Below are 7,798 nucleotides of genomic sequence, written 5' to 3' on the forward strand. Positions count from 1 at the left end.
GCCGGCTCACCGCGGACTCACCGCCGGCTCACCGACGACGGTCCTTCCGGAGCGCGGCGAGGGCCCTGTCGGCGATCTCCTCGACCGGAAGCGCGATCGGGCAGGTGATCCCGTCCTCGTCCGGGCCCAGGGACTCCAGGGTGGCCAGCTGCGATTCGAGGATCCGGTGGGATGCGAAGTGCCCGCGTCGAGCGGCGAGGCGGGCGGCGAGGAGCTCCGGGTCGGCGCCGAGTCCGACGAAGAACACCGGCCGGTCGACGTCCCGGAGGACGTCGCGGTAGGCGCGGCGCAGTGCCGAACACGCGACGACGACGCCGGGGTCCGGGCCGGTGCGGGCCCCCTCCCGTTCCCGCTGCCGCATCCTGTCCCGGACCGCGTCGAGCCACGGCCCGCGGTCGAGGTCGGTGAGCGGCTCGCCGGCGCCCAGCTTCCGGCGGTTGGCGGGGGGATGCAGGTCGTCGGCGTCGAGGAACAGGGCACCCGTCCGCTCGGCGATCGCGCGGGCGACGGTCGACTTACCGGCCCCGGACACCCCCATCACCACGATGTGCGCAACGGCCGCGGGCAACGGCTCTGCCCGATCCGGCACCGGCCCCGTCGGAGTCGCCACGGGCCTGTCAGATGGTGAAGGCCATCGACCCGAGGATCTTCCTGCCCAGGTCCTCGTCGCCACTGATCTCCACGCCGTTGCCGGGTTCGGCGGTGATCCTGCCGGTCGCCGCACGGACGAAGGTCGGGGTGTCGAACACCAGCTCGACCGTGGTCCGCGCGGAGTCGTCGACGTCCACGAGTCCCGCCCGGCCGGCGACCATCACGTCGACGGCCATCGGGAGATCGGTGTCGGACTCACCCGTGACCCGGAACCGGACGCGGGCGCCGTCCGGGGCGCCGGCCTTCTTGCCCACGGTCCGGGGGAGGGAGCGCACGATCTCGTCGAGGGCGAACCGCCCCGGGCCGCTGCCGAGGTGGTGTTGCATGCCGAGGGCGTGGCGGATGTCGTCCTCGTGGATCCAGCAGTCGAAGACGCGCACGCCCATGAAGCGACGGAACGGGACGCGACCGACGGGGGAGTCGGACTCGGCCTCGAACTGCTGCGGGGTCATCTCGGCGAGCTGTCCCGTGCGCTCGGCCACCGCCTCCCGGAAGTCCGCGAACGCGTCCTCGACCGCCAGCGGACGGGCCTCCTGCACGAACTTCTCGTTGAGCTCCCCGATGGGGTTGCGGACGTACTCGTCGGCCGAGGGCGGGAGGTCGACGTCCGGTACCGGTTCGCCCGAGAGCAGGTGCTCCGTTCCGGCGATGTGCGCCACCACGTCGCGGACGGTCCATCCGGGGAGGGCCGTGGGTGCGGCCCAGTCGTCTCTCTTCAGTCCCGTGAGGAGCTCGTCGAGGCGCTTCCATTGCTGGATCAGGTGGCGCACCTCGACGGGTGCGCTGCCGGTGGGTTCTGTGGTGGTGGCGTCGCGGCCCTCGGTCTCCATGGTCACCAGGCTACTGCCGCGGTGGGGACGGACCCGGCCACTTGACCGTCAGCGTTCACGATGCAGTGACAGTTCCGGTGCGATGACTGGTCCGGGCACCTCGACGACTCCGGCCCCGGCGCCGCTGTGGTGTGCGGACGCCGGGGCCGGCGATCAGGTCGTGCGGCGCGAGGTCAGAGTTCGCGGACGGGCTGTGGCCCCCTCCGGGTCGTCGGGGTGACCGACGTAGTGCACGATGCTGGCGACGAGTCCGCCCCAGATCACGAGCAGGAACAGCACCATCATGATGATCGCGGGAGCGTCCATGGCTCAGGCCTCCTTGGGCGTGTGGGTGGGAGCCGGGTTCTCGTCGGGACGGGTGAGTCCCTCCTCGTAGCTGTAGTCGCTCGGGTCGTCGTCGACGCTCGGCGGCCCGTCGAGCTGGCGGGCCCCCCGCCAGGGCAGGGCCGACAGGACGATCGACAGGACGAGGATGGTCCCGATCATGCCCCAGCCCCAGACGCCCAGGATGGCGGCGTCGTATCCCTCGTAGGGCTCGGAGACGAGGGACATGATCTCGCGGATCAGGGCGTAACCCAGGACGATCGGCGTGATGACCGCCAGGCAGACGATCCAGAACGTGCCGACCTTCCACGAGGACACCGAGTTGAGGTGGGCGCGCAGTGTGGGGGCCAGCCGCATCACGAAGATCACCACGATGAGGGCGATGAGGGTGATGCCGACGATGCCGAGGCTGTTGACGAACTTGTCCATCACATCGAGGTTCTGCAGCCCGGTCTCGGTGGGCATGAGCAGGATCGAGGCGACCGCCATCGGGATGCCCACGGCCAGCACCGAGACGGTGCGGCTGCTGCCCATCTTGTCCTGGAAGGACGAGATGACCACCTGGACGATGGAGATGAGCGAGGTAATGCCGGCCAGGATGAGGCAGATGAAGAAGACCACGCCCCAGATCGGGCCGCCGGGCATCTGCGAGATCAGAGCCGGGAAGGCGATGAACGCCAGACCCGGACCGCCGCCGACGTCCTCCCAGCCCGCGCCCGCCGACGTGGAGACGAGGAAGCCGAGCGTGGCGAACACGCCGATGCCCGCGAGGACCTCGAAGGCGGAGTTGGAGAAGCCCACGACCAGGCCGGAGCTCGTGAGGTTGGACTTGCGCTTGAGGTAGGACGAGTAGGTGAGCATGATGCCGAAGCCGACCGAGAGGGAGAAGAAGATCTGGCCGTAGGCCGCGATCCACACGCTCGGCTCGGTGAGCACGCCCCAGTCCGGGGTGAAGAAGTTGTTGAGGCCGTCCATCGCGCCGTCGAGGAAGAGCGACCGCACGACGAGGGCGGCGAAGAGTGCCACCAGGAGCGGGACGAAGAGCAGCGCGGTCCGGCCGATGCCGTTCTGGACGCCCGCGAGCAGGACCCCGAGCGTGACGATCCACACGACCACCAGGACGAGCGCGATGCCCGGGACGAAGTCGATCCCGAACCCGCTGCCGGCGCGGAGGAAGTCCTCGGCGAAGAACGTGGCCGACTCCTCGTACGTCTGCCCCCAGCGTTCGTCGACGGAGAACCACGCGTAGCAGGCCGCCCAGGCGATGATCACCGCGTAGTAGACCGCGATGACGAAGGACACCAGGACCTGGATCCAGCCGATCGGCTCGGCGAAGCGGTTCATCCGTCGGAAGCTCAGAGGGGCGGAACCGCGGAAGCGGTGCCCGATGGCGTAGTCGAAGAACAGCAGCGGGAGACCCGCGGTGAGCAGTGCCACGAGGTAGGGGAGCAGGAAGGCGCCGCCACCGTTGTCGTACGCGACGAAGGGGAAACGCCAGATGTTGCCGAGGCCGACGGCGGAGCCGATGGCGGCGAAGACGAAGACGGAGCGACGGGAGAATGTCTCTCTCGGTGTCACCCCACCTTGGTTGGGCGGGCTGGTCATGGTCGGCTCCTTGTCGGGCGATCGGGCGGCGGATCCGCCGGGTGTGACGGAACGACGATAGGTGTGGTCCCCACAACTCCCAACATCTAGTCGGCGGGTTGGGGTTTTGGTGACCATTTCGACGCATTCGTGGCACCTGATCGTGTTACTGGCGGGACTACAGTGACTTCATGAGGACAATGCAGGTGAGACGGAGAGCGGGACGCGCGCTGGCCGCGGTCGCGCTCGTGGCGTCGATGGCGGGGGTGTCCACCCTCGTCGCCACCCCGACGTCGGCAGCCCCCGTGCCCTCTCCCGCCGAGGTGGTCCGCGAGACCGGGTCGTGGTTCGCGCACGGGTACACCCTCGACCTGCGCGCGGACGGGACGGGGATGCTGGCGGCCTGGGTCGGCGCGTTCGACGGCACCAGGGTGCAGGTGCGTCTGATCCCCGCTCCGGGTCCGGCGACGGTCGCCGAGGTGACCGCCGTCGAGACGGTCGGACGAGGGGGGCTGGCGCCCGAAGAGCAACCGGGGATCGGCGGACTGGTCACGATCGCCGTCGGCGACGAGGTCCGGACGGCCCACGTCGAGTGGTCGTCCGGGCCGCGCCGTCTGGCCGTCGACCTGTGCCCCACCGAGGGTCTCGACGCCGAGATGATGGCCGTTCTCCGGTGCGGCGCCTGACGGCTGTGCCGGGGCGTGGGAGGCGACGGCGACACGCCGTCGTCGGGCGGATCACCCCTGAGAACGAGATAACGATTCGGTAACATGGGTGCCCCTAAACCTGAGGTGCCCCTCACCTGTGTATATGGGGGAACCACCAGCTCCGTATTGTGATCGGGCTCACGCGTCGGCCCCCTCGGCTAACCCCCGAACGGACGGCCGTACCCCCTCAAGCTGAGGTCTCCCTCAACTTCCTGTGGCAGTCTGTGCCCTGCGTCGGACCAGCAACTGGTCTCGGCGTGGAGATGTCCCAGACGAAGTTGCCAAGGAGTTCCACACGTGACGATCGACGACCGCGACCTCACACCCCGCCCGCTCGAGACCGGACACGCGGCCCGCCGCCAGGCCCGCGCGCTCGCGGACGACCTGCGTGAGGGCACCGCCTACGCCCTCGCCTTCGGGGGACAGGGGATCGCGTGGCGCGACGCGTTGAGCGACCTCATCGACGGCACCGGGATCGGTCCCGAACTGCAGGACCTCGTCGACTCCTCCGTCGCCCTCACCGAGCCGGTCCACGACGAGATCGCGGTGGTCCGGCCCCACGGCTTCCGCCCCATCGAGTGGGCCAACACCACCACCGGCGAGGACGAGGACCACGGTGACCTCCCCGACGAGGCGTCGCTCTCCTCCGCCGCGGTCTCCCTGCCGGCCGTCCTGCTCACCCAGGTGGGCGCCGTCCGCGCGCTCGCCGCCGAGGGCTTCGACGTCAACGACACCGCCCCCGCCGCCGTGGTCGGACACTCCCAGGGCATCCTCGCCGTGGAATCGGTCGAGACCTTCGGGTCGATCGACGACCGCCTCCTGGCGATGGCCGAGCTCATCGGCGCCGCCGCCACCCTGATCGGTCGCCGCACGGGCCTGTTCCGCCGTGGCGAGGCCAGCCCCATGGTCGGCGTGTCGGGCATCGACGGCGCGCGACTGCGCGCCCTCGTCGACGAGGTCTTCTCCGCGGTCGACCCCGCACTGCGGCCGACCGTCTCCATCCGCAACGCGCAACGCCGTCACGTCGTGGTGGGCCGTCCGGACGATCTCGAGGACCTGCGCCGTCACTGCGCGGACCTCGAGGCCGAGTCCCGCCGCCGTCGCGAGGCCAAGCTCACCGGCGGCGAGGTCTTCGCCCCCGTCTTCGCCCCCGTCTTCGACCCCCTCGAGGTGGAGGTCGGTTTCCACCATCCCGCGATGGCCCCCGCGGTGGACATCGTGTCCGACTGGGCGGCCCGTTGTGGCCTGGACGCCGACCGCGCGGCCGCGTTGGCCCGCCAGGTCTTCGCCGAGCCCGTCGACTGGGTCGAGGAGATGGCCGAGACCCTGCACTCCGGCGCGGAGTGGATCCTCGACATGGGCCCGGGCGAGGCCCTGACCCGCCTCAACCGCTCGGTGGTCCGCGGCCAGGGCGTCGGTGTGGTCGCCGCCGCCACCCGCGGCGGGCTGCGCAACCTCTTCACGCCGGGTGCCACCCCGTCGATCGAGCGCCCGTGGACGGCGTACCAGCCCCAGCTCATCACCCTGCCCGACGGCAGCGTGCACGTGGAGACGTCGTTCACCCGCCTCACCGGCTGCTCGCCGATCCTGCTGGCCGGGATGACCCCGACCACCGTGGACCCGGAGATCGTCGCGGCCGCGGCCAACGCCGGCCACTGGGCCGAGCTCGCCGGCGGTGGTCAGGTGACCGAGCCGATCTTCGCCGAGAACACCCAGCGCCTCACCGAGCTCCTCGAGCCCGGCCGCAGCGCGCAGTTCAACTCCCTGTTCCTCGACCCGTACCTGTGGAAGCTGCAGGTCGGCGGCAAGCGACTGGTCCAGAAGGCCCGCGCCGCGGGCGTCCCCTTCGACGGGGTGATCGTCACCGCCGGCATCCCCGAGCTCGACGAGTCCGTGGCCCTCATCGAGGAGCTCACCGAGGCGGGACTGCGCCACGTGAGCTTCAAGCCGGGCACGGTCGCGCAGATCCGCCAGGTCGTGCGGATCGCCGCCGAGGTACCCCATATGCCCGTGATCGTGCAGGTCGAGGGCGGGCGCGCGGGCGGCCACCACTCCTGGGAGGACCTCGACGCCCTCCTGCTGGCCACCTACCCGATGCTGCGCGACCGGCCCAACGTGGTCCTGTGCGTCGGCGGCGGGATCGGCACCCCGGAGCGGGCCGCGGACTACCTCACCGGATCCTGGGCCAACGCCCACGGCTACCCGGCCATGCCCGTCGACGGCATCCTCGTGGGCACCGCCGCCATGGCGACGCTCGAGGCCACCACCAGCCCGCAGGTCAAGCAGCTCCTCGTGGACACCGTCGGCGTGGACCACTGGGTGGGTGCCGGCCAGGCCGACGGCGGAATGGCCTCCGGCCGCAGCCAGCTCGGCGCGGACATCCACGAGATCGACAACACCGCCGCCCGCACCGGGCGTCTGCTGGACGAGGTCGCCGGCGACGCCGAGGCCGTGGCCGAGCGCCGCGAGGAGATCGTCGCCGCGATCAACGGCACCGCCAAGCCGTACTTCGGTGACCTCGGGACCATGACCTACGAGCAGTGGCTTCGCCGGTTCGCCGAGCTCTCCCTCGCCTCCGCTCCCGCCGCCGGCACCGCCTCCGGGGCGGTGGCCGAGAGCGCCCACTCGGTGTGGCTCGATCCCACGATCCGCGAGCGCTTCCACCGCATGGTGCAGCGCGCCGAAGCCCGCCTGGACGCCGCGGACACCGGTCGCATCGTCTCGGCCTTCCCCCGCGCCGAGGCGATGGAACGACCCACCGAGGTCGTCGACGCACTCGCTGCCCGCTACCCGGACCTGGCCACCGCGACTCTGCACCCCGCCGACGCCGCCGAGTTCCTCGACATCTGTCGCATGCCGGGCAAGCCCGTCCCGTTCGTGCCCGTCATCGACGGCGACGTCCGTCGCTGGTGGCGCTCGGACTCACTGTGGCAGGCCCATGACGCCCGCTACGACGCCGACGCCGTGTGCATCATCCCCGGCACCACCGCTGTCGCCGGGATCACCCGGGTGGACGAGCCTGTCGGCGAGTTGCTCGATCGCTTCGAGTCCGCCACCGTCGACCGTGTCCGTGGCTACCTGCCCTCCACCGAGGCCGTGAGCGGCCGCCGCCGTGGCACCGTGACCACCGCACAGGGCCCGGTCGCGGACGTGCTCAACGCGCCCGACGTCTCGTGGGCGGGCCGCCTCGTGGTGAGCCCTGTCCACCGCCTCGGCGTCCTGCACGCCTGGGAGATCGACTCGAACGGCATCGGCCACCACCCGGTCTCCGGCGCGGTGCTGACCCCGGCGGCGGACGGGCGCACCGTCGACCTGACCCTGCCCATCGGTCCGACCGAGATGACCATCACGATCACCCTGGGTGACTCCGTGGCCACGGGCGCCGCACCGGTCGTCACCGACGCCGCCGCGGAAGCCGCCATGCGCACCCTTCTGAGCACCGCAGCCGGCGTGGGCCGTGGCGGAGCCGGAGGGACCGCGATCGAGGCCCTGCCCGAGGTCGCCGATGGTGTCGCCACCGCCCGGTTCACCTTCGAGCCCACCCTCGCCTCCGACCACACCGGCGTCACCGCCGGCAGCCTGCCCACCCCGCTCATCACCTCGGACGGCGTCCCGGACGCCCTCGTGGGTGCGGCGTGGCCGGCCGTGTTCGCGGTCCTCGGGCAGGCGCGTCGCCCGCGCGGCGCCGGAACCGTGGTCGAG

At 71.3% G+C, this 7,798-nt stretch carries 6 protein-coding genes; 2 read left to right on the forward strand and 4 right to left on the reverse strand.

Going from position 1 to position 7,798, the window contains the following annotated elements; genetic code table 11:
- Nucleotides 1-28: 28 nt before the first annotated feature.
- The 4 genes from G6028_RS06425 to G6028_RS06440 form a co-directional block, all read right to left on the reverse strand.
- Entirely contained in the window at nucleotides 29-538 is a 510-nt protein-coding gene (locus tag G6028_RS06425; protein WP_182658374.1) for a gluconokinase, read from the reverse strand.
- 79 nt (nucleotides 539-617) lie between these two features.
- A complete protein-coding gene (locus tag G6028_RS06430; RefSeq protein WP_182658370.1) occupies nucleotides 618-1,481 on the reverse strand; it encodes a maleylpyruvate isomerase family mycothiol-dependent enzyme in 864 nt (287 codons plus the stop codon).
- A gap of 153 nt (nucleotides 1,482-1,634) precedes the next feature.
- On the reverse strand, nucleotides 1,635-1,787 hold the full coding sequence (locus tag G6028_RS06435; RefSeq protein ID WP_182658371.1) for a methionine/alanine import family NSS transporter small subunit: 153 nt from the start codon (nucleotides 1,785-1,787) through the stop codon (nucleotides 1,635-1,637).
- Between the two features lie 3 nt (nucleotides 1,788-1,790).
- Nucleotides 1,791-3,410 carry a sodium-dependent transporter gene (locus G6028_RS06440; protein ID WP_182658372.1) on the reverse strand — a complete coding sequence of 540 codons (1,620 nt, stop codon included), beginning with the start codon at nucleotides 3,408-3,410 and terminating at the stop codon, nucleotides 1,791-1,793.
- A gap of 170 nt (nucleotides 3,411-3,580) precedes the next feature.
- Here G6028_RS06440 and G6028_RS06445 point away from each other — a divergent pair, with 170 nt between their 5' ends.
- On the forward strand, nucleotides 3,581-4,075 hold the full coding sequence (locus tag G6028_RS06445) for a hypothetical protein (protein ID WP_241730593.1): 495 nt from the start codon (nucleotides 3,581-3,583) through the stop codon (nucleotides 4,073-4,075).
- Between the two features lie 318 nt (nucleotides 4,076-4,393).
- Nucleotides 4,394-7,798: fatty acid synthase subunit beta domain-containing protein (locus tag G6028_RS06450; RefSeq protein ID WP_182658373.1), on the forward strand; the 3,405-nt coding region annotated here is incomplete at its 3' end.

It is taken from the genome of Dietzia cercidiphylli, from assembly GCF_014145145.1.
Taxonomy (GTDB): Bacteria; Actinomycetota; Actinomycetes; order Mycobacteriales; family Mycobacteriaceae; genus Dietzia; species Dietzia natronolimnaea.